We start from the raw sequence: 22467 nt of genomic DNA, 5'->3' as shown, positions 1-22467 counted from the left end.
TTCTATACTCTAGATACAAAAAATTTATGTATCATCATTGCTAAAGGAGTGAAACACCATGTCAAAAATCAATGCAGGAATCGCAATGGTAAAAGTTCTTGAAAGCTGGGGTATCGACCATATTTATGGCATTCCCGGAGGATCTTTCAATTCAATTATGGATGCGCTATATCAAGAAAAAACCGAAATCAACTACATTCAAGTTCGTCATGAAGAAGTCGGCGCACTCGCAGCCGCTGCAGATGCAAAATTAACGGGGAAAGTCGGCGCTGTCTTCGGCTCTGCAGGACCTGGTGCGACACATTTGATCAATGGTTTGTATGATGCACAGATGGACCATGTGCCTCTAGTAGCGTTCTTAGGACAAGTTGCTTCTACATCCATGAACTATAACTCTTTCCAGGAACTAAATGAAAATCCTATTTTCGCAGATGTCAGCGTATACAATCGTACAGTCATGACACCACAAAGTCTTCCGCATGTAGTAGATGAAGCCATTAAAGCCGCCTATGAGCATAAAGGCGTGGCTATCGTGACTATCCCTGTTGATCTTGGTTTTGAAGAAATTGACGAACAACCTTTCTCCACCGCTCACACTCACAAAACAAGTGTGATATTACCAGAAGAAAAAGATTTGCTAGCTGCTTTGCCTTATCTTGAAAAAGCAAAAAAACCAGTTCTTTATGTTGGTCAAGGAACGCGAAACGGATTTCCGCAAATCAAAGAATTCTCAGAACATTTTTCAGTTCCTATTGTCGCTTCCGTTCTAGCAAAAGGAATTATTCCTGATGATTATGAAAACTTTCTTGGTTTTGCTGGACGTGTCGCTACTAAACCCGGAAATGAAGCATTGGCAGAAGCCGATCTGATCTTATTTGTCGGTAGCGACTTCCCATTTGGACGTGCATTTTTTAATCCAACTGCTGAATTTATCCAAATCGATATCGATGCGTCAAAATTTGGACGACGCCATGAAACATCTTTGTCGATCCTCGGTGATGCAAACACAGCTTTGCAAAGACTTGTCGAGTTAGGGGATGCTCGCCCTGCTGATAGCTGGTACCTAGCAAATCAAGAAAATAAAGAAAAATGGGTAAATTGGTTGAAATCTTTTGAAGATCGAGAGGAAGAACCGATTCGTCCAGAGGCTGTCTATAAAGAAATCAATCGTATTGCTGAAGACGATGCGATTTTCGTCACAGATGTCGGTAACACGACTATCCATTCTATTCGTTTATTGAATATGAACGGTAAACAAAAACATACAACTTCTGGATGGTTCGCAACTATGGGTAATGGTGTGCCTGGAGGAATTGCCGCACAACTAAGCTACCCAGAAAAACAAGTATTTACCTTAAGTGGTGATGGCGGATTTGCTATGGTCATGCAAGATATCATTACACAAGTCAAATATCAGCTTCCAATTATTAATGTTGTCTTTTCGAATGATTCTTTTGGTTTCATCGAAGCAGAACAAGAAGATACGGAACAAAAGAAATTTGGTGTATTTTTAGAAGATGCAGATTTCGGTAAAGTTGGAGAAGCGCTCGGGGCAAATAGCTTTACAGTCACAGAATACTCGCAACTTCGATTTGCCTTTGATGCAGCTGCAAAATCAGATCGTCCTGTAGTAATCGATGTGAAGATCAATAACAAGCGCCCATTGCCAGTAGAAGATCTGCATTTAGATCCAAGAAAATATTCTGAAGAAGAAATCCAAGCATTCAAAGAAAAATATGAAGTCCATGATTTGCCAGTATTGAATGAATTATATGAAAAGAGGTTGTGAAAACTGCGCTATGCTTCGAGTAATAAGAACGATGGACAGAAAATAGTTCCTCATATTTTCTAGGACGGCGATCTTATTACCGAGAAGCAGCAGGTGGAGCACCGTTTATCAGAGGTTGTGAAAAAGCTGGTCTGCATCAAGTAATAAGAACAGCCAAACAAAAATAGCTCCTCCTATTTTTCGTTTGGTTGGGCTTATTACCGCAGATGCAAGCTTTTAAACACCGTGTATCAAGAGGTTGTGACAACTGCGCTATACTTCGAGTATTAAGATACAATTTGTGTATATAGCTTCTCACATTTTTGCATAAATTTGTCTCGACACCTAAAAATCACCTCGTGCATATTTGTCCATGATAAAAAAGCCAGCTTCCAATTACAACAGTAAAACTGTAATCGGAAGCCGGCTTTTTTATTTGTTTGATTTTGCTTATCTAAATGCATAGACGATATGTGTGATACCAAATAACATAAAATAGAAGCCAACTAAAAAGCTTAATGTCAACGCAGAAGAAATTGGATTAAACAATAAGAAAATTCCTAATAAAATTCCTAAAATATTGACGATGATCGTAAACCAATAATATCCTTCACTTACTCCTCTTGCCAAGTCAGCAGTAAATAACGCTAAAACTGAATCAGCAATAAACCATACTGCAAAAACAAAAGGCAATGCTGCGACTCCTGCACCAATATTGAATAAGAAAAAGACGCCAACTAGAATATCGATGATCCCGATTATTAAGGGCATCTTTCCTTTATATCCTGTTAGCTCTTTTAATCTGTTCCGTACAAACAGTTCAAATATCCCTTTAATAAAGGCAAAAATCGCAAAGACTACTACAATTGCAACTAAATTTCCGACAGGGTCTTGAAATGATAACAATGAGACAAGTACAAATAAAATTCCCAAAATCAATGAGCCCCAGTCGATGGTTCTTTTTTCATCCATTTTCAATCCTTCTTTCATTTCTTTTACAGTTTTATAGTACTCCCTCTTATAAATAACGTCAAAAATTATGCTGTTGCAAACTAATAAATCCTATAGTAGCTATTTTCGCTCCGCTTTTATTTTTATTTTTTTCATTCTGTTTCACGTGAAACACAAAGAATGTTCGATTGCCTTGAATCTTTTACCTTTCCCCTATATAATTCTATAAGACTTGTCAAAACTAATAATGATAAAAGTGAGGAAAAAAATTGATTACTGTAAATGATGTGAGTTTGCACTTTTCAGACCGCAAACTATTTGATGATGTGAATATTAAATTTACCCCCGGAAACTGCTATGGCTTGATTGGTGCAAATGGTGCAGGTAAATCAACGTTCCTTAAAGTGTTATCAGGGGATCTGCAGCCTTCCACAGGTTCCGTTACTATGGGACCAGATGAACGGATGGCCGTATTGAAACAGAACCATTACGACTATGAAGACTATACTGTACTTGAAACAGTCATCATGGGACACAAGCGTCTGTATGAAGTGATGAAAGAAAAAGATGCGATTTACATGAAAGAGGATTTCACTGACGAAGATGGTATTCGAGCAGCTGAATTAGAAGGAGAATTTGCTGAGCTTAATGGATGGGAAGCTGAACCAGAAGCAGCTGTTTTACTGCAAGGTCTGAACATCCCTGAAGAATTGCACCATCAGCAAATGAGTGAATTAACTGGTGGACAAAAGGTAAAAGTGTTATTAGCACAAACACTATTTGGTAAACCTGATGTTCTTTTGCTAGACGAACCAACAAACGGTCTGGATATCCAATCGATCAATTGGTTGGAAGAATTTTTGATCAATTTTGAAAATACTGTGATCGTTGTATCCCATGACCGTCACTTTTTGAACAAAGTATGTACACATATGGCGGATCTGGATTTTGGTAAAATCAAACTTTATGTAGGAAATTATGATTTTTGGTTGGAATCTAGTCAACTAGCGGCTAAACTTCAAGCAAACGCAAATGCCAAAAAAGAAGAACAAATCAAAGAACTCCAAGAATTTATTGCCCGCTTTAGTGCGAATGCATCAAAATCAAAACAAGCAACTTCACGTAAAAAAATGCTTGAAAAAATTACTTTAGACGATATCCAACCTTCTTCTAGACGTTATCCATTCGTTGGATTCAAACCTGAACGTGAGATTGGAAACGACTTATTGCAGGTAGAAAATGTAAGTGTAACGATTGATGGAAAGAAAATTTTAGATGATATATCTTTTAATTTGAGCAAAGAAGACAAGGTCGCTTTCATCGCAGAAAATGATATAACAACAACAACGCTATTCAAAGTTATCATGGGTGAAATTACGCCAGATACTGGAACAGTACGTTGGGGTGTGACAACAAGTAATTCTTATTTACCAAAGGATACAACGAAAGAATTCGATACTGATCTAACAATTTTAGACTGGTTGCGTCAATATGCAAGTAAAGAAGAAGATGATAACACCTTCTTAAGAAGCTTCTTAGGAAGAATGTTGTTTTCTGGTGAAGAAGTATTGAAACCAGTGAATGTTTTATCTGGTGGAGAGAAAGTCCGTTGCATGCTTTCAAAAATGATGCTTTCGAAAGCTAACGTACTTGTATTAGATGATCCAACGAACCATTTAGACTTAGAATCAATCACAGCATTGAATGACGGCTTGATGGCATTTACTGGCTCAATCTTATTTGCGTCACATGACCATCAATTTATCCAAACATTGGCAAACCGCATCATTGCCGTTTCGGATAAAGGTGTGATCGATCGAGCTGATACGACATATGATGAATTTTTGGAAAATGCAGATATTCAAAAACAATTGAACGAGTTATGGGCATAATGGCCTATTTAGCTTAAAAAATAAAAAAACAGCGACCTCTAAGAGATAGGATGCTCATCTATCTTTTAAGAGTCGCTGTTTTTGTTACAATCAATTTCTGGGCTTTTTTACAGAATGAGTTACTGCTTTTATCGACTGATTCCCATCGAAAAAATCGCGATACAGCCATAGCCTGTGTGACTGGCGATCGTTGGTCCTAAGGGATAAAGCTTCACATCTTTCATCTTTATCTGCTCTTCCAAAAGCCGTTTTGCCTTCTCCGCGCTCTCTAGATCCCCAGCGTAAGCCACATAAACGATTTGATCAAGTGGTGCAACGATTGTTTTTACCGTCTCATTGACGATTGTCTGGATCGACTTGTTTCTTCCTCGAACTTTGTCAACATTCGTCAGCCTTCCTTCTTTATCCACCGTAATAATAGGCTTTACACTCAATAGACTGCCAAGAGTAGCACTTGCTTTGGAAATCCTACCGCCTCGTTCTAGATATTTCAGATCGTCTACTGTTACCCATGAATGGACTTTCAAATAATTACTTTCCAGCCACTCTAGGGTTTCTTCGATGCTTTTACCTTCTTTTTTCAATCTTACAGCTTCCAATACTAAAAGCCCTTCCCCAATACTTGCAGCTTTTGTATCAAAAACATAGATCTCAGGGTCTTCATATTCTTCCTTCAGCAATTCAACCGCTTGAAGCGCACTACTGTAAGAGCCGCTTAATCCACTGGAAAAAGCCACATATAAAACAGGAATCTGTTTTTCCGCATAAGAACGGAAAAATTCTAAATATCGGCCAACATTGATTTGTGATGTCGTAGGCATCGCACCATTTTTCAGCTGATTCATGTAGCGGTCATAATTGAATGTCTTTCCGAGGTCATCTACTAACTCTTGATCATTCAATTGGAGATTCATTGATAAAAAATCAACTTTTTCTTTTGCTAATACATGGTATGGCAGATCACAACAAGAATCTGTTACAATTTGATACACATTTTTCAACCCCTTCTCGTTACATTTTACCCTTATCGTCTATTATAGCAAATCTCTTGCGCTAGACACACTTTAACCGGTTTATTTTCGCAAGTTCTAATCAAAATAAGAGGTTGTGACAGAAGTGGTCAGCTTCAAGAAATAAGAAGGAATTTACGAAAATTGCTTCTCAAATTTTTGTGAAATTTCGGCTTATTTCCGTAGAAGCTACTTCTGGAACACCGTGAATCAGAGGTTGTGAAATCAGCGTTTTGACCTGAGTATTAGAGAAAAAAACGGAAAAAATAGTTCCTCATATTTTGCCGTTTTTTGAGCTAATACCGAGGGTCAGCTGATTGAACACCGTTTACCAAGAGGTTGTGAGCCTGCCGTTTAGCTCCGAGTCACAAGGAACAATTTCAAAAAACAGCTTCTCATGTTTGTTGAATATTGTGACTTGTGACCGAGGAGTTGGCAGGAGAACACCGTTTAGTGGAGAGGTTGTGAAAAAGCTGCTCTGCATCAAGCAGTAAAAACAATCAGATAAAAATAGCACTCCATATTTTTCATCTGATTGGGCTTAGTGCCGTAGATGCAAGCTTTTGAACACCGTTTGTTCGAAAAAAGGGACTGTGACACGGTTTTTGTCACAGTCCCTTATTCTGAATAAACAGTGTTCAAGAGACAGCCTATCGGCAATAAGGTTAAACGTCTCTTTCACTACCTCTTCAAGTTATTATTATCGTATAGATAAACACTTCGACTCTCTCTGGTAAGAACGTCCTGATTCAGTCGTCGTTTTTATCCTTAGATTTGCGCCCAGACGCTTTCTAAGATGTTTGTTTGTGTTCTATCAGGTCCGACAGAAAATGTTGAGATACGTACACCAACAAGCTCTGAGATACGACGTACATAGTTACGTGCGTTTTCTGGCAGTTCTGCAAGTGTTTTGCATCCTGTAATGTCTTCTGACCAGCCTGGCAATTCTTCATAGATTGGTTTGCAGCGGTTCAACTCTTTCAAGCTTGCTGGATAGTGGTAGATTAGTTCGCCATCTAATTCATAAGCCGTACAAATTTTTACTGTTTCCAATCCACTTAATACATCGATCGAGTTTAAAGATAGGTTGGTAATACCTGAAACTCGTTTAGAATGGCGCATAACTACAGAATCAAACCAGCCGACACGACGCGGACGACCAGTTGTCGTACCGTATTCTCGTCCTACTTCGCGGATTTGTTCTCCTGTTTCATCAAATAATTCAGTTGGAAATGGTCCATCACCGACACGTGACGTATAGGCTTTGCAGACGCCGACAACTTTATTGATTTTTGAAGGCCCTACACCGCTTCCGATTGTTACCCCACCGGCTACTGGGTTAGAAGAAGTAACAAAAGGATAAGTTCCCTGGTCGATATCCAGCATTACACCTTGTGCGCCTTCAAACAACACGCGTTTGCCTGCATCCAAGGCATCATTCAAGATAACGGAAGTATCTGTGACGTATTGTTTGATTTGTTGTCCGTATTCATAATATTCTTCAAAAATATCGTCAAAATCAAGTGGTTCTGAATCAAACATTTTTACAAATTGACGGTTTTTGTCATCTAGATTCAAACGAAGACGTTCTTCAAAAATTTCTTTATCTAATAAGTCTGCAATACGGATACCTACACGAGCTGCTTTATCCATATAGGCAGGTCCGATTCCTTTAATCGTTGTACCAATCTTGTTTTCGCCCTTAGCATCTTCTTGTAATTGGTCCAATTTGATATGATAAGGCAAGATTACGTGCGCGCGGTCAGAAATACGCAAATTACTTGTTTCTACACCTTTTTCATGTAAATAAGCTAATTCTTTAACCAATGATTTAGGATTGACTACAACGCCGTTTCCGATCACACTGATCTTGTCTTTATAAAAAATCCCAGAAGGAATCAAATGCAGTTTATAAGTCACACCGTTAAACTTAATTGTGTGCCCTGCATTGTCGCCACCTTGGTACCGTGCAATCACTTCAGCATTTTCACTGAGAAAGTCTGTGATTTTTCCTTTCCCTTCATCGCCCCATTGCGTACCTACTACTACTACAGATGACATGTGAACACCTCGTTCTATATTATTTAATCCTGAACCATTGTATCAATAATAGATACATATTTCAAATAAAATCGAATGATTTTTATTTTTATTTTATAAAAACGCTTAAAAAACGAACTTTATCTTTTTAGAATGGTTATTAAAAAAGAGGTTGTAACAGAAGTGGTCAGCTTCAAGAAATAAGAAGGAATGTACGAAAATTGCTTCTCATGTTTGATGATATTGTGACTTGTGACCGAGGAGTTGGCAGGAGAACACCGTTTAAGGAAAAGAGGTCGTAAGATCAGCGTTTTGACCTGAGTATTAGAGAAACAAACGTCAAAATAGTTCCTCATATTTTGACGTTTGCTGAGCTAATACCAAGGGTCAGCTGATTGAACACCGTTTATTCGGAAAAAGGGACTGTGACAAGACTTTTGTCACAATCCCTTTGGAGATCTGTTTAAATTAAGTACTCTAGTCGTTCCTGCGGTTACTCCTTGCATCTTCTTACGAGAGCTCTCGGGATTGCTCAAGGCTCACAACCTCTTCTTTAAAATTCTTCTCTTGGCGAAAGCGACGAAAACTTATTGTATTCTTTGATAAACAGTAGTTCAACTGTTCCTCGTGCACCGCTTCGGTTCTTCTCGATGATGACTTCGATGACGTTGTCATTTTTTGGCTCGTTTCCATCATCGTCATCTCCGCCTTCTCTTTCATAATAATCATCTCGATACAAGAAGGCTACGATGTCCGCATCTTGTTCAATTGATCCGGATTCACGAATATCACTTAGCACTGGTCGTTTGTCTTGTCGCTGTTCTACTCCACGAGATAACTGTGAAAGAGCAATGACAGGTACTTTCAGCTCTTTCGCCAGTTTTTTCAGTTGGCGAGAGATATCTGATACTTCTTGTTGACGGTTCTCTTTACCGTTACCTTCAATCAACTGCAAATAATCGATCAATATCAAGCCTAGATTGCCTTTTTCTTGCGCTAGTTTCCGACATTTCGCACGGATTTCAGAGATTTTGATCCCTGGTGTATCATCGATAAAAATATTTGCTCGAGAAAGACTCCCCATCGCAACGATCAGATTCGACCATTCTTCTTCCGAAAGCTGACCTGTACGTAAATGGCTGGCCTCAATCGAACCTTCTGCACAAAGCATCCGATTTACAAGAGATTCTGCCCCCATTTCCAGACTGAATATCGCAACAGAACGATCTGTTTTGGTTCCTACATTTTGAGCAATATTCAATGCGAACGCTGTTTTACCTACCGCTGGACGTGCAGCAAGAATGATTAGTTCTTCGGGCTGGAAACCTGCTGTCATTTTATCCAGACCTTGATAGCCAGTTGGTAGACCTGTGATTTCTTCATTGTTTTGAGCTAGTCGATCGATATTTTCAATCGTGGAGTTCAGTACTTCAGCAATAGATAAAAAGCCGCTTCGATTTCTTTTTTCCGAAACCTCCAAGATACTGCGTTCGGCATCATCTAAAATTGTTTGAACTTCTTCTCCTTGCTCGAATCCTTTCGTAACGATTCCTGTTGCTGTCTGGATCAATGTACGCAGCAATGATTTTTCTTCAACGATTTTCGCATAGTAGACGATATTTGCTGCTGTCGGAACTGCTAATGCCAAGTCTGAGAGATAACTTAAACCACCGGCATCTTCTAACAAATTGGCTTGTTCCAGCCGGTCTTTGACAGTAACCACGTCAATCGCTTCATTACGATCATTTAACTCGATCATTGTCTCAAAAATAATTTGATGGCCGCGACGATAAAAGTCTTTTGGCTCTATGTACTCCATGGCATCAATGATCGTTTCTGCGTCAAGAAAAACAGAGCCTAAAACCGCTTGTTCAGCTTCAATATTTTGCGGTGGGATTCGATCCTGCCACACTTCATTCATACGTATCGCTCCTTGTCTTCAATTGCTTCATTTTACAAGAAAATGAGAGAAAAGTCATCATTCGTACCGAAAGTGTAATAAAAAAATAGTTCTCTTTTATTATACTCGTTTTCTTTATGCTATTTTGCTGTTCCCAAAAAAGAAACCGAAATCAATCTGAAATCGATTTGCAGCTTTTGCTTTCATTGCTGCAGCTGTTTTCTCAGATAAATTTCGGTTTGTCTTTTCTCCTTCTGGTTATACTTACCAGCTGAACATCGCTATCAAGATTTGTTATTCTTGTACGACATGAACTTTGATCGTACCCGTCACCTCATGATGAAGCTTAACAGGTACGTTTGTGTAGCCTAGTGAACGGATCGGATTTTCTAATTCGATTTTTCGTTTATCTAATTTGATTTTGTATTGTTTGTTTAACCCTTCAGCAATTTGTTTTGAAGGGATCGAACCAAACAAACGGCTGTCTTCCCCTGCTTTCGCCTTCAATTCGACTACAGTATCTTCTTTTTCCAAGAATTCTTTTAACTTTTTAGCTTCTTCCAAGATTTCAGCTTCGTGTTTTTCTTGTGCTTTCTTTTGTCCTGCTAACTGACTGATACTGCTTTTCGTTGCTTCTTTTGCCAAGTTATTTTTGATTAGATAATTTTGTGCATAACCTGCTGGAACTTCTTTGATGTCCCCTTTTTTACCTTTTCCTTTTACATCTTGTAAAAAAATTACTTTCATTTGGATTACTCCTTATCATATATTTGATTCATATTTTCTTTGATTGCAGCAAATAGCTTCTGTTTTGTTTCCTCAACTGTCGTATTTTCCAGTTGAGTAGCTGCGTTTGTGAAGTGTCCTCCGCCACCTAAGGATTCCATGATGATTTGGACGTTGATCGTGCCGGTACTTCTGGCACTGATCCCAATCAAGCCGTCTGTCCGCTTTGTAATGACGAAAGCTGCATTGATATTGATCATCGAAAGCAATGTATCTGCTGTTTTTGCTGCTATAACACTATTATACTCTTTTTCGTCTGTCCCTGCCGCCACAACAATATCAGAAGTCACATAGTCGCTTCCAGCAATCAAATTGCTGATCTCCAAGTATGTCGCTAAATCCGAGCTCAATAAATATTGTACTAAGGATGCGTCTGCTCCACAAGACCTTAAATAGCTGGCAACGTCAAAAGTTCGTGCAGTTGTACGGACATTGAAACTATTTGTATCTACAACCATCCCTGCAAGCAATAATGTGGCCTCAAAACGATCTAAGCGATTTGTTTTGCTGCTTTGGTATTGGATCAGCTCAGAAACTAGCTCTGAAGCTGAAGAAGCTGAAGATTCAATATAAGTCAGCAGAGGTTTACTTGGAAACTCTTCCCCACGACGATGGTGATCAATGATCACAATCTTATCAAATTGCTCATATAGGCCCTGAGAGATCGATAGAGAAGGTTTATGGTAATCCACCATCACGAGGAGGTCCTCTTCTTTTTTCAGCTCTATGGCACGTTCTGGAGAGATTAGTTGCATTTCTAATTCAGGATGCTTATGGATTTCTTCAAGACACCGTTCTACATCTGGAATGATCTCGTTCTCATTGATAACGATGTAAGCTTTTTTCTGGTTGAAGCGTGCCAGACAACTGACACCAAAAGCAGAGCCTAAAGCATCCATATCTGGAAACTTGTGCCCCATGATAAACACATCGCCTGTTTCATCAAAAATCCGACGCAAAGCGGTACTCATCGCTCGAGAACGAACACGCGTGCGTTTGACATTCTTAGCAGATTTCCCCCCATAATAAACAGGTTTTGCTCCTTCTTTTACCTCTTTCACGACAACTTGGTCGCCTCCACGGACTAAAGCAACATCTAAATTATTCTGAGCTTCTCCACCGATTTCATCGAGGGTTCTTGAGCCATAAGCAATCCCCATACTAAGGGTGATAGGCGAGCTCTGTTTTTCAGCTTCTGCTCGAAAGCGATCCAGCAAATCAAATTTTTTATCCATCATCTTTTTCAGATCGATCATCTGTGCTACGAAGAAAAACCGTTCTGCGTTGATTCTTTTGAAAAAGACATGGTATTCATTCATCCAGTCAGAAACTAGTGTAGTGACGAAAGAGTTCAAATAAGAAATCTCTTTGTCATCTAATTTATCAATGGCATCTGCATAGTTATCAATAGATAAAATACCAATCACCGGCTGACTGTTCGTCTGATGGAGTTTTAACAACTGGTTTTGGGTAATATCATTAAAATAAACAACACCCTTTACTGTATCCATATCAAACTGAAATGTTTTATCTGCTAGATAGACTTGGTTTTTCTTTTTTTCTTTTGCAGTAAAAAAAGTATCTAGCAATTCTTCCTCTGTTAATCCACTTTGATCTTTGATTTTCAATGCTAATGGATTGAGCCATTCGATTTTTTGGCTTGACGGCTGATAAGCAATCACTCCTACAGGCATGACTTCTGAGACATAAGCTAGATTGGTTTCAGCTACAGTCGAAGCCTGCTGGATTTTTTCACGTTTATTTAAAATAAGCCAACGTTTCATTTTCAACCAATAGCGAACACCCCATAAATTCATCAATAGAATGACCGAAGCGCTAACAAAACGAAATGGTAAAATTAAGACTACCAATACTTCGATTAATATAAACAGGATAAGGAAGAGAGGTTTCGGGGATAAATGATTGTTTTTATTTTCCATAATTTTCCTCCCATATATGACTAATTTGATTTTACCATAACTTTCGTCATTCGAGCGACTAAACGAATAGAGGTTATTTTTACAGAAAAAAAGGAATTGAATAGCTGATCAAAAGGATCAGTCATTCAATTCCTAGGATTTATTAGTCTTCGCTAACGAAAGGTAGCAAGCCCATGATACGAGCGCGTTTGATTGCAACAGTAATTTTACGTTGGTTTTTAGCGCCTGTACCAGTTACACGACGTGGCAAGATTTTACCGCGTTCTGAAATAAATCTTTTTAGTAATTCGATATCTTTATAATCGATATATTCAATATGGTTAGCAGCAATGTAGTCTACTTTACGACGTTTACGTCCGCCTCTTCTTTGTTGTGCCATTCTATTTCCCTCCTATCAAATTCGTTTAGAATGGTAAATCATCGTCTGAAATGTCGATCGTTGAACTTGAGCCGAATGGGTCAGAAGTATCACGGTCGAAATCAGGCATACCGTTGGATGATTGAGATGTTTGATTAGAGTTATTGTTTCCGCCAAATCCGCCAGCTGATTGACCAGAACTTTGGAATCCGCCGCTTTGTTGGCGATTTTCAGATGCAGAACGACTTTCCAGCAATTGGAAGTTGTCAGCTACTACTTCTGTCACGTATACACGTTGTCCTTGCTGATTATCATAAGAACGAGTTTGGATACGTCCAGTAACACCTAAAAGTGTTCCTTTACGAGCATAGTTTGCTAAAGTTTCTGCTGATTTGCGCCAAATCACACAGTTGATAAAATCAGCCTCGCGATTGCCGCTTTGGTTTGTAAAATTACGATTCACAGCCAAAGTAAATGTTGCGACTGCCGTACCACTTGCTGTGTAACGCAAATCTGGATCTTTCGTCAGACGTCCAACTAATACAACATTATTAATCAAAATAGTCATCTCCTCTCATCGTTTTCTATTGTTTCACATGAAACAACAATTAAGCTTCTTCTTTAACAATCATGTGACGAATGATATCGTCGTTGATTTTAGCAAGACGGTCAAATTCATTGACAGCATTTGCTGATGATGGAGAAGATACTTTAACGATGTGATAGATACCTTCACGGTAACCGTTCATTTCATAAGCGAAACGGCGTTTTTCCCAATCTTTTGATTCGATAACTTCTGCTCCGTTATCTTTCAAGATTGCATCGAAACGTTCGATTAAAGCAGTTTTTGCTTCTTCATCAATGTTTGGACGAATAATGTACATGATTTCATATTTCGTGTTTTCCATTGATATTCACCTCCCTGTGGACTTTCGGCTCTTAGGTTCCTAAGAGCAAGGAGAGTTATCTAATTAATTAGACTACTCACAAGCTCTGATTATACACTCTATTTTGGTCAAAAGCAATACAGAATGAACAGTTTCGAATATTTTAAGAGAAATTCAACTAATCAAAAAAGCCAGCAGGAATAACCAGATTTTTTAATCGGTTATTCTTGCTAGCTTACACACTTAGTCTTGATGGTTATTCTTCTGAACCTTGTTCTTCAACTGTTTGTTCTGCAGCTTCTGGTTCGACTGCTGCCATCGTGACAACTTTCGTATCAGCTTCCATCTTCATCAAACGTACGCCTAATGTTGAACGTCCAGTTTGAGAAACAGTCGATACGTTGAAACGGATAATGACACCTTTATCTGTAATCAGCATGATGTCTTCATCTCCAGAAACAGTGGTCAATCCAGCTAGTGGACCATTTTTTTCAGTGATGTTCGCCGTTTTGATCCCTTTACCTCCGCGGCCTTTCACTGGATATTCCGATACTTTTGTCCGTTTTCCGTAACCTTTTTCTGTGATCACTAATACTTCTTGATCTTCCTTCATTAAGGCTGCCCCAACGACATAATCTTCCTCACGCAGGCGTATTCCTCTGACCCCGGAAGCTGTACGTCCCATATCGCGGACTGCTTCTTCTTTGAAAGTGACAGAGTAGCCGTTATGTGTTCCAATAATGATATTAGATTGACCATCTGTCAGTAGCACATTGACGAGCTCATCGTCTTCTTTCAAACCAATTGCGATCAGACCATTACTTCGGATGTTAGCAAAAGCAGTGACAGAAGTACGTTTTACTGTACCTTGACGCGTCGTAAAGAAGAGATAGTGGCCTTCTTCTGCTTCTCCCGTCACCGCAATGATTGCCTGGATGCTTTCACTCGAATCGATACCTAGTAAATTGATAATTGGTATTCCTTTGGCTGTGCGCCCGTATTCTGGAATTTCGTATCCTTTTGCCCGATACACTTTTCCGTTATTCGTAAAGAATAACAATGTATCATGGGTAGAACAAGAAACCAGATTTTTGACGAAGTCGTCATTGTGGATACCCATTCCTTGGACACCACGTCCACCCCTTCGTTGAGCTCTGAATTCATTATTTGCCAAACGTTTGATGTAACCATTGTTTGTCAATGTAATAACGATTTCTTCTTCTTCGATTAAATCTTCATCTTCCAGACTTAAGACCTCACCGACTAGTAATTCTGTGCGTCGTTTATCACCAAATCGTTGATTCAAGTCTGCTAATTCATTCTTGATGATTTCTGTAACACGTTCTGGTCTTGCCAGAATGTCAGTTAAATCTTCAATCAGTTTTAAGAGTTCTTGGTATTCATTTTCGATTTTTTCCCGTTCCAAACCGGTCAATCGGCGTAAACGCATATCTAAAATAGCTTGAGACTGGCGATCGGATAAATCGAACCGTTCGATCATCGTCGCTTTTGCTTCGTCATCTGATTTAGACCCGCGGATAATCGCAATGATTTCATCGATATGATCCAAAGCAATACGCAAACCTTCTAAAATGTGTGCCCTTGCTTCTGCTTTTTCTTTTTCAAAGACCGTCCGTCTTGTGATGACTTCGCGCTGATGTTCGATATAGTTTTCAAGAATTTGTTTCAAGCTCAAAACTTTCGGCACACCTTTTTCGATCGCCAACATATTGAATCCAAATGAATTTTGCAAGGATGTCAATTTATATAAGTTATTCAAGATAACGGATGCGCTGGCGTCACGACGGATGTCAATGACGATCCGCATACCTTCACGGGAAGATTCGTCCCGCAAATCTGTGATCCCTTCGATACGCTTGTCTCTGTGCAGTTCAGAAATCCGTTCGATCAATTTTGCTTTATTGACCATATAAGGCAATTCTGTCACGATGATCCGTTCTTTACCATTTGGCATCTCAGTAATCTCAACTTTTGCACGTACGGTAATAGATCCCTTACCTGTTTCATACGCTCTTCGGATTCCTGATTTCCCCATAACCAAACCACCTGTTGGAAAATCTGGTCCAGGTAATACTTCCATCAATTCATTGGTCGTCACATCAGGATTATCCATCAGCAAATCGATAGCCGCTACTACCTCAGACAAGTTATGAGGTGGGATATTCGTGGCCATACCTACGGCGATCCCCGTTGTTCCGTTCACTAAAAGATTCGGGAAGCGAGCAGGTAGTACAACTGGTTCTTTTTCTGTATCATCATAGTTGCTTTGGAAATCAACAGTGTTCTTATTGATATCACGCAGCATTTCTGTAGCGATTTTGCTCATCCGTGCTTCGGTATAACGCATAGCGGCGGCACCGTCACCGTCAACAGAACCAAAGTTTCCATGACCATCCACTAGCATATAACGGTAGCTGAATGGCTGCGCCATCCGTACCATTGACTCATAGATCGCACTGTCTCCATGAGGATGGTATTTACCCATGACATCTCCGACGATTCTGGCAGATTTTTTATGGGCTTTATCCGGTGTTACACCTAATTCGTTCATGCCGTATAAAATACGGCGGTGAACGGGTTTCAGACCATCTCTGACATCAGGAAGTGCACGTGCGACAATAACACTCATCGCATAATCGATGAAGGAGTCTTTCATTTCGCTGGTTAGATTGACATCATGGATGTTTTCTCTGATTTCTTCACTCATTCTTTTTCCTCCTTCATGATTAAATATCTAAGTTCTTCACATAGTGTGCATTTTCCTCGATGAATGCACGACGGGGTTCTACTCGATCCCCCATCAACATTTCAAATATCTGATCTGCTGCAATAGCATCGTCCACACTGACGCGGGCCATCATCCGATTGCTTGGGTCCATAGTTGTTTCCCATAGTTGATGATCATCCATTTCTCCAAGTCCTTTATAACGCTGAACGCTTGGTTTTGGTGAGGCAGGAAGTGAAGCAACGACTTGTTTCAACTCTTCTTCTGCATTTTTTCCTGGTTGTACATACGTAATATTCTTCCCTTGTTTTACCCCGTATAAAGGTGGCTGAGCAATATAGACGTATCCAGCTTCAACAATAGGACGCATGTAACGATAAAAAAGAGTCAGCAGCAATGTACGGATATGCGCGCCGTCGACATCGGCATCAGTCATGATAACTAATTTGTGGTAGCGAGCTTTCGATACATCAAAATCTTCTCCAAACCCTGTACCCATAGCAGTAAATAAAGACCGGATCTCTTCATTTGCCAAGATCTTGTCCATGCTTGCTTTTTCAACATTCAAGATTTTCCCACGAATAGGCAAGATGGCTTGAAACTCTCGATTACGACCTTGCTTAGCTGATCCGCCGGCCGAATCTCCTTCGACGATGAACAATTCGCATTTTTCAGGATCGTTGCTAGAGCAGTCCGCTAATTTTCCTGGCAGATTACTGATCTCTAAAGCACCTTTACGTCTCGTTACTTCACGCGCACGTTTCGCTGCTAGACGAGCTCTGGAAGCTAGTAATCCTTTTTCAACAATTTGACGGCCCACACTTGGGTTTTCCAGCAAGAATTTCATGAAATGTTCGCTAAATAACCGATCAGTGACTGTCCGTACTTCGGAATTGCCCAATTTTGTTTTTGTTTGTCCTTCGAATTGAGGGTCAGGATGCTTGATAGAAATAACAGCTGTCAATCCTTCTCGCACGTCTTCACCGGTCAAGTTGTCGTCATTTTCTTTCATCAGCTTTTGTTTTCGGGCATAATCATTTATCACACGAGTTAAAGCAGTCTTGAATCCTGATTCATGTGTTCCGCCTTCATACGTATGGATATTGTTGGCAAAACTCATGATATTGGAATGGTAGCCGTCTGTATATTGCATAGAGACTTCAACTGCGATATCTTGCTGTTCACCTTCCAAATATACAGGTTCTGGAAAAATCACGGTTTTGTTTGCATTCAAGTATTCGACATAACTTTTGATCCCGCCGTCATAATGGTATTCATTGATGACTGGTTCTTCTTCTCGTTTGTCTTCAATCGATATACGCATCCCGCGGTTCAAGAAAGCAAGTTCACGGATCCGGGTAGCCAATTTTGAAAAATCAAACTCAGTTGTCTCTGTAAAAATTTCAGGGTCTGGCGTAAAGTGAACCGTTGTTCCATGGCGATCCGTTTGTTCGATAATCTTTAAGTCGTCCACTACAGCTCCACGACGATATTCTTGATAGTACACATTTCCTTCTTTGTATACTTTGACATCAAGCTGTGTAGAAAGCGCGTTAACAACAGAAGATCCTACTCCGTGAAGTCCACCAGAAACTTTGTACCCACCACCGCCGAATTTTCCTCCAGCATGTAAAACAGTAAAGACCGTTTCAACTGCAGGACGTCCAGTTTTTGCCTGGATATCTACAGGTATCCCCCGACCGTCGTCAATAACGGTGATACTGTTGTCTTTTTCAATAATCACATGGATTTTCGTTGCAAAACCTGCTAATACTTCATCGATCGAATTATCGACAATTTCCCAAACAAGGTGATGCAGACCCTCAGAACTAGTCGAACCGATATACATGCCAGGTCGTTTACGAACGGCTTCAAGTCCTTCAAGTACTTGAATCTGACTGGCATCATACTCTTTAGCGCGTTCTACTAAACTTCTTTCTTCTGTCATTCAGTTTCTTCTCCTTTTAGTTTCCCTTGTTGAACATAAAAAATCTCAGGTTCAACAGTCATTTTATTTTTTACATGGTCAAGTGTCGTTGTTGTTAAGAACGTTTGAACTTTTCCTTCGATTGTTTCTAGCAGATGGAGTTGACGATTATCATCCAGCTCGCTCATCACATCATCTAACAAAAGGATTGGATATTCCCCTGTCTCTTCTTTAATCAAATCGATTTCTGCTAATTTGACACTTAGTGCAGTTGTTCTTTGCTGTCCTTGCGATCCATAAGTCTGCACATTTTTCTGATTAATAAAAAAGGAAAGATCGTCACGATGAGGACCAGCTGTCGTTGTTCCCCGAAAAAGGTCTTTCTTTTTATTTTGGTTCAAAAGTGCGAGAAATTGTTCTTGGATTTGCTCTTGCGTATGTGTTTCTAAAGAATCGACTGCGGTGAGATACTCGATTTCCAGCTGCTCTTTTTGATGGGTGATTTGCTGATGCAAAGAATTAGCCCAAAACTCCAATCGCTTGACGAACTGTGCTCTTGCTTTCAATACTTTGCTGCCAAACGCTGCTAGTTGTTCGGACAAAATATCCAAATAAAGCAAATCAGTTTGTTTTTTTTCATTCAATTGCTTTAAATACTGGTTTCTTTGTTTCAAAATTGCTTGGTATTGGACAAGATCATAAAGATAGATTGGATTGATCTGGCCTAATTCCATATCTAAAAACTTCCGCCTGATCTGCGGGCTGCCTTTTACTAAAGAAAGATCTTCTGGTGCAAATAAAATGACATTCATTTGTCCCACGTAAGTACTTAACTTTTTCTGTTCGATATGGTTGATCTTGGTTTTTCGGCCTTTTTTAGATAATAAGATTTCTAATGGAAGAGTGGATGAACCTTTTGTGATCTCTCCTTGAATCATCGCCTGATCGTCAGTCCAGCCAATCAATTCCTGCTCACTACTTGTCCGATGACTTCGCGTCATAGCTAATACGTAGATACTTTCTAAAAGATTCGTTTTTCCTTGCGCATTTTCTCCTAAAAAGATGACGAGGTTCTTGGAAAATTCGATGTTCAGCTCTTCGTAATTTCGATAATTTTTTAAATACAGCTTATTCAGCCTCATTATCGTCGTTTCCTTTTTTTACCATAAAAAAAGTTCCTACTTCTGGAACTTCAACCATCATGCCGGGATAAAGTTTGCGTCCACGACGATTTTCTGGTTCGCCATCGACTAACACAGTGTTTTCTGCCAAATACCATTTTGCTTGTCCGCCACTACCGATAACTGTGACTTCTTTCAACATTTGGCCCAACGTCATGAATTCCGTATTTAGAATGACTTGTTGTTTCAATGCCCATCCCTCATTTTCATTATTAAAAGTATACTCTATTATACCTTTTTTTTCGCAATAAAACAAATTTATCCATATATTTTTCCATATAAGACGATTTAATCTAAAAAAGGTGATTTAAACAAAAATAAACAGAAAGCCTTAAAAGAGATTTTAGGGCCTTCTGTTTAAAATTTTATTTTTTCTATTTCTTTTCAATTAAATTTTCAAGAACATTGAAAATCATTGTTAATTTGTACGTACAGGAGTAATCAGCTGAATAAATTGAACGCCATCTTCCGTTGGTTCCAATGTAAATGGACGAATAGCAGAGATAAATTTCACTTTGATGCTCATATCTCCAAATGCACGCAACGCTGCTTTCATATAATCCGGATTGAAAGAAATATCTAATGGATCGCCACTGCTTGCTGTATAACTCAAGCTTTCTTCTACTTTCCCGATTTCTGGCGAATTTCCGTATAAAACAACCGCATCTGGACGAATAGATAAACGAACGATGTTGTTACGGCCTTCATGAGAAAGTAAAGAAGCCCGTTCGATCGCCGCTAAAAAGCTAGGAACAGAAAATTCAACCTCTGTATTAAAACTTGAAGGAATCAAACGATTGGTATCAGGATAGTTTCCTTCTAGCAAACGGGAATAGAAATACATCGTTTCTGTTTTGAACAACACTTGGTTTTCCATAATGCTGATTTCGACGATCTCTTCTTCATTTGTTAATGAGCGAGATAATTCGATCAAACTTTTTCCAGGAATAACAATATCAAAATGATCAGCCGCTTGTTCTACTGGAATCACGCGTTGACTTAGACGGTGAGAATCAGTAGCTACAGCCAATAAAGAATTATCAGATAAAATGAAATGCACACCTGTCAAGATTGGACGACTCTCATGTTGTGAGACAGCAAAAACTGTTTCGTTGATTAGTTTAGTCAATACGTGTACAGGTAATTTCATCTGGTTATGGCTTTCGACAACAGGAAGATGAGGATAGTTATCTGCATCTAATCCATTTACGATAAAATTCGCTTTTCCAGAAGTAATCGCTACTTGTTTATTTTCTAAAACTTCTAAAGTAAATGTTTCTTCAGGAAGTCTCCGAATGATTTCGCTAAAGAAACGTGCTTGTAAAACAATGGAACCAGTAGATTCGATTTGCATATTTGCTTTTTCGTTTTCAACAGACAAAAAAGTTTCAATTGATATATCAGCGTTGCTCCCCGTCAAAGTCAAACCTTCTTGTGTCAGTGTGATTTTTACACCTGTCAAAATAGGGATCGTGGTTTTGCTTGAAATAGCTCGTTGAACAGTTTGCAATTCCTGCATAAAGCTAGCTCGGTTTAAAGTAACTTTCATGATGTATCTCCTTTGAATGTTTGTTTATTTATTATTAGTTAAAAAGAATAATAAAAGTAATAGGGCATGTTGATTCTGTGGAAAACTCAAAAAACGTAAGAGAGAAACGAAAAAACAGCTGTGGAAAAAGTGTGCATAACTTTTGAACGTTTTTTTCTTTTATCCACATGCTATTTTCAGTTGATAGAATCGACAAATTAATTTAGTAAAAAGTTTTTGATTTCTGATACTTCATTTTGCATACTGACACTAGAATCCATCAGCTGCTGGATTTTTTCATGAGCATGGATAACCGTTGTATGATCCTTGCCACCGAATTCAGCTCCGATTTTCGGTAAAGAATTATCTGTGAGCTCACGTGCCAAATACATAGCGATTTGTCTAGGAACAACAATAGATTTGACGCGTTTCTTTCCTTTGAGATCTTTCAATTGGATGTGATAATACTTTGCCACTTCTTCTTGGATCTGCAGGATTGACAATTGAGGATGTCCTTTTCCTGATTTTAACGTTTTCAGTGCGTCTGCAGCTAGACTAGTCGAAATATCTTCACTATTCATCGCAGCAAAAGCTTGCACTCGAACAAGTGCACCTTCTAATTCACGAATGTTAGAATCAATTTGTCCTGCGATGTAGCTTAGTGTGTCATCTGGGATCTCTAGACGTTCAGCCGCCGCTTTTTTACGTAAAATCGCTGTTCTTGTTTCAAGATCCGGCGGTGTAATATCAACAGACAGCCCCCATGCAAAGCGAGAAACAAGGCGTTCTTGCAGTTTCGGAATCTCGTTTGGCAACCGATCACTGGTTAGTACGATTTGTTTCCCTTCATTGTACAAGGCATTGAAAGTATGGAAAAACTCTTCTTGCGTAGCTTCTTTTTCTGCAAAAAATTGAATGTCATCCACTAGCAGTAAATCAACATTTCGATATTCTTGACGGAACTCTTCTGCTGTTTTGTTTTGGATCGAATTGATGAAATCATTAGCAAAAGTTTCACTGCTTACATATTTTACTTTGGCATTAGGCTGACTTTGCAGCATTTGATGACCAATTGCATGCATCAAGTGAGTCTTACCAAGTCCCACGCCTCCATAAAAGAAGAGCGGGTTATAAATAGAACCTGGATCTTCTGCTACAACGAGCGCTGCTGCATGAGCCATCTGATTTCCTTTACCAATGACAAACGTATCAAAGGTATATTTAGGGTTCAGCATGGCTTTTTTTAGCGGACTAGGTGCCACAACTTTTGGATTTTTTTCTTCTATAACTTCTTCTTGCTCTGCTTCTTCGCCAGTAATAAAGCGAGGGATAATCTCATTTCCTGATAACATATAACCGACTTCAACGATTTTTGTCGCCAGGTTTTTTTCCCAATATTCTTTATGAATCTTGCTAGGAACCTCAACAACGAGCTGGTTTTGATCAAGGGTTCGAGGGTTCGCTGTTTCGATCCATGTATTATAGCTAGCAGGCGATAAATCCTTTTGGTATGTTGCTTTTAATTCATTCCATAAAGCATCGAGGGATACCAT

The 22467-nt window shown here is 39.2% G+C and carries 17 protein-coding genes; 2 read left to right on the top strand and 15 right to left on the bottom strand.

Translation table 11 applies throughout. From position 1 onward, the window contains the following. Positions 1–58 precede the first annotated feature (58 nt). A complete protein-coding gene (gene spxB / locus IGL31_RS00085; RefSeq protein ID WP_002301048.1) occupies positions 59–1789 on the top strand; it encodes a pyruvate oxidase in 1731 nt (576 codons plus the stop codon). A gap of 429 nt (positions 1790–2218) precedes the next feature. Here the strand turns inward: spxB and IGL31_RS00080 are convergent, their stop codons facing one another. Then, positions 2219–2740, bottom strand: coding sequence for an HdeD family acid-resistance protein (locus IGL31_RS00080; RefSeq protein ID WP_002309892.1), 522 nt, complete (start codon positions 2738–2740; stop codon positions 2219–2221). 248 nt (positions 2741–2988) lie between these two features. Here IGL31_RS00080 and IGL31_RS00075 point away from each other — a divergent pair, with 248 nt between their 5' ends. Then, a complete protein-coding gene (locus IGL31_RS00075; RefSeq protein WP_010829507.1) occupies positions 2989–4611 on the top strand; it encodes an ABC-F family ATP-binding cassette domain-containing protein in 1623 nt (540 codons plus the stop codon). Positions 4612–4739: 128 nt separating this feature from the next. Here IGL31_RS00075 and IGL31_RS00070 read toward each other — a convergent pair whose 3' ends face one another. The 14 genes from IGL31_RS00070 to dnaA form a co-directional block, all read right to left on the bottom strand. Beyond that, positions 4740–5603: a DegV family protein gene (locus IGL31_RS00070; RefSeq protein WP_002288377.1), complete on the bottom strand. Its 864-nt coding sequence runs from the start codon at positions 5601–5603 to the stop codon at positions 4740–4742. A 786-nt stretch (positions 5604–6389) separates the two neighbouring features. Then, entirely contained in the window at positions 6390–7682 is a 1293-nt protein-coding gene (locus tag IGL31_RS00065) for an adenylosuccinate synthase (protein WP_002288375.1), read from the bottom strand. A 532-nt stretch (positions 7683–8214) separates the two neighbouring features. Then, positions 8215–9582, bottom strand: coding sequence for a replicative DNA helicase (gene dnaB, locus IGL31_RS00060; RefSeq protein ID WP_002288373.1), 1368 nt, complete (start codon positions 9580–9582; stop codon positions 8215–8217). A gap of 273 nt (positions 9583–9855) precedes the next feature. After that, positions 9856–10308: a 50S ribosomal protein L9 gene (gene rplI / locus IGL31_RS00055; RefSeq protein WP_086299952.1), complete on the bottom strand. Its 453-nt coding sequence runs from the start codon at positions 10306–10308 to the stop codon at positions 9856–9858. A 5-nt stretch (positions 10309–10313) separates the two neighbouring features. Then, complete coding sequence (locus tag IGL31_RS00050; RefSeq protein WP_002288371.1) at positions 10314–12287, bottom strand: DHH family phosphoesterase; 1974 nt, start codon at positions 12285–12287, stop codon at positions 10314–10316. Positions 12288–12429: 142 nt separating this feature from the next. Next, complete coding sequence (gene rpsR / locus IGL31_RS00045) at positions 12430–12666, bottom strand: 30S ribosomal protein S18 (protein ID WP_002288370.1); 237 nt, start codon at positions 12664–12666, stop codon at positions 12430–12432. Positions 12667–12691: 25 nt separating this feature from the next. Beyond that, positions 12692–13204: a single-stranded DNA-binding protein gene (gene ssb / locus IGL31_RS00040; RefSeq protein ID WP_002288368.1), complete on the bottom strand. Its 513-nt coding sequence runs from the start codon at positions 13202–13204 to the stop codon at positions 12692–12694. Positions 13205–13253: 49 nt separating this feature from the next. After that, positions 13254–13553 (bottom strand): 30S ribosomal protein S6, encoded by a 300-nt coding sequence (gene rpsF / locus IGL31_RS00035; protein WP_002288366.1) that lies wholly within the window; start codon positions 13551–13553, stop codon positions 13254–13256. 235 nt (positions 13554–13788) lie between these two features. Continuing rightward, positions 13789–16260 carry a DNA gyrase subunit A gene (gene gyrA, locus IGL31_RS00030; protein WP_002325156.1) on the bottom strand — a complete coding sequence of 824 codons (2472 nt, stop codon included), beginning with the start codon at positions 16258–16260 and terminating at the stop codon, positions 13789–13791. A 19-nt stretch (positions 16261–16279) separates the two neighbouring features. Then, on the bottom strand, positions 16280–18226 hold the full coding sequence (gyrB, locus tag IGL31_RS00025) for a DNA topoisomerase (ATP-hydrolyzing) subunit B (protein WP_002288364.1): 1947 nt from the start codon (positions 18224–18226) through the stop codon (positions 16280–16282). Then, positions 18223–19347 (bottom strand): DNA replication/repair protein RecF, encoded by a 1125-nt coding sequence (gene recF / locus IGL31_RS00020; protein ID WP_081156902.1) that lies wholly within the window; start codon positions 19345–19347, stop codon positions 18223–18225. The genes gyrB and recF overlap by 4 nt, the downstream gene beginning before the upstream one ends. Continuing rightward, the gene (gene yaaA, locus IGL31_RS00015) at positions 19334–19576 is read right to left on the bottom strand and encodes a S4 domain-containing protein YaaA (protein WP_002295251.1); all 243 of its coding nucleotides are present in this window, start codon (positions 19574–19576) and stop codon (positions 19334–19336) included. Before yaaA ends, recF begins: the two co-directional genes overlap by 14 nt. 228 nt (positions 19577–19804) lie before the next feature. Further along, a complete protein-coding gene (gene dnaN, locus IGL31_RS00010; protein WP_002288361.1) occupies positions 19805–20935 on the bottom strand; it encodes a DNA polymerase III subunit beta in 1131 nt (376 codons plus the stop codon). Between the two features lie 197 nt (positions 20936–21132). Then, positions 21133–22467 (bottom strand): chromosomal replication initiator protein DnaA, encoded by a 1335-nt coding sequence (gene dnaA / locus IGL31_RS00005; protein WP_002288360.1) that lies wholly within the window; start codon positions 22465–22467, stop codon positions 21133–21135.

Origin of the sequence: Enterococcus sp. MSG3290, assembly GCF_050555565.1 — a bacterium.
In the GTDB taxonomy this organism is placed as follows: Bacteria; Bacillota; Bacilli; order Lactobacillales; family Enterococcaceae; genus Enterococcus_B; species Enterococcus_B faecium.
The sequence above is the reverse complement of the archived record's forward strand: the minus strand, read 5'-3'. Positions and strand labels throughout refer to the sequence as shown.